Annotated in this window: 1 protein-coding gene; it reads right to left on the bottom strand. The window is 70.1% G+C overall.

Features of this window, described 5'->3' with window-relative positions; genetic code table 11:
• Window positions 1–1,619: IS200/IS605 family accessory protein TnpB-related protein (locus ACP4IX_RS36090; protein WP_426558864.1), on the bottom strand; the 1,619-nt coding region annotated here is incomplete at its 3' end.
• Window positions 1,620–1,818: the final 199 nt, after the last annotated feature.

Genomic DNA, 1,818 nt, shown 5'->3' on the forward strand with positions numbered 1-1,818 from the left:
TGCAGGAGTGAGTGCTGGACCCATTCCTGCACACTGCGGACATCCCGAACGGTTTTGGGTGTCCTGGTCGCCCGCTTTCGCTCCGTGTCCGGTTTCACGGATCGTGTCCGTGGTCCGGGAACACGGGGGCGGGGTCCCTCACGCCCAGAAGCCTCTGGTGGGGCCTGGACGGTCCGATGCCCGCATCCATCGCTCTGGTGGGTGCGGGGCGGTGCCGTCCGACGCCTGACCGGATAGCCCTGGGCGCGTCGCCCGATCGCGATGCTCGCGGCATCGTGCCGGGTCGTCTTACGGGTATGGCTGGTGAGGGGTTTCTGCCAGTGCTGGGCGCCCCACTTCGAGGTATAGGCGGGGTCGACGGCGATGACCGTGATCCCGATCTGGTCGGCCATGGAGGTCAGGCGGGCGCGGAGGCGGCCGGTGGGCATGCCGGAGATCAGCTGCCTGAACCGTTTCCTGCCGCCGTGTTTCTCGCGGGTCGTCTCGGCGGTGAAGTCGAGGTCCTCGACGGCGATCGCTGTCACGCCGCAGGCCCGGGCCCAGTGCAGGAGCCGGGTCAGGGCGTGGCGGACCTGCGCGTCACGGTGTTCGGCTGGTCCGGTGAGGTCGTAGGAGAAGCGCCGGGGGCTGCCTACCGGGTTGCCGTGGGTGTCCAGGCGCCAGGCGGCGAGGTGGTCGGCGTTCATGTCGACGCCGATCACACCGTCGGCCAGTGCAGCGGCCAGGGGGAGTGTGCGGGTGACGGGCTGTTGCCAGGACGCCGTTACATACCAGCGTCCGCGTGTCGTGTCGTGGTGGATGCGGTAGGCGACGGCCCGGTTGGCTGTCACGCGGTCGGCCCATTCCTGCCCGCGGTGCGCGAACCGGATGCGGCCGGTGAGGACGTACCGGCCGTGCGGAGCATTGGCCAGCCCTTCGAGCGGGGCGGGGAGTCGGATGCTGACTTCACCGTCCGGGCTGACCCGGATCGTCTCGTTGCCGAACCGTTTCCCGCTCTCCCCGTCCGCCTGCAGGAACCAGCGTGCCGCTTCCCAGCGTTCACGCCACTGGGCCTCGGTGAGCCGGGCGGCGGGCAGGTGGTGCCGGGTGTGGGCCAGGTGCTTGCCGCCCCGGACGACGTGCACGGTCCCGGCCGCCCAGTCCGCACGCGCGCGCTCCAGCCGGGTCTCCAGTACGTGCAGGCGGCGGGCCTTGGCATGCCACTCCCGCCGACTGCGGTAACCACCCGGGGCCTTCTTCGAACCCTTCGAACCGACCGGCAGCGACAACCGCTGCCGCACGGCCCGCACCCCTGCCTCCAGGGACTGCAGGTGGGCACGCTGACAGCGGCGGGCCAACGCCCACTGATCGTGTGTGGCTTTCGTGATCGAGCCTGCCCACCGGGCCGACGACTGCGGGGTCAGCTCCCGCTTGCGCACCGCCCACCCCTCGGCATCATGCCCCAGGCCGTCCCGGCAACGCGCCTTCAGATCACCCGAGGCCAGCGTCCCCAGATGCGCGCCCACCCGCCGCAGCACCTCCACATCCGCGACCGTGAGCTGCTTGAGCCGGGTGCGGACCGCAACCCCCGACGGGCCCCGCGCGACGAACGGCGCCGCAAGCTTCCGCAGACCACCCACCATGCACCCCCGTTCAAGCGCCACACCCTGAAAACCCGCTCACCACACCCAACGAGCAGACCAGTCAAAGGTCACCCATTCGACACACGGACTCCCGTTCCCCCGGACGCAACAAAGCGCAGCCCACGGACCACACCCACTCACTCACACACGCCAGAACACACTCATACGCACTCAGAGACGAGCAGTTCCACCCCCC

Source organism: Streptomyces sp. WG5 (assembly GCF_049974565.1).
GTDB lineage: Bacteria > Actinomycetota > Actinomycetes > Streptomycetales > Streptomycetaceae > Streptomyces.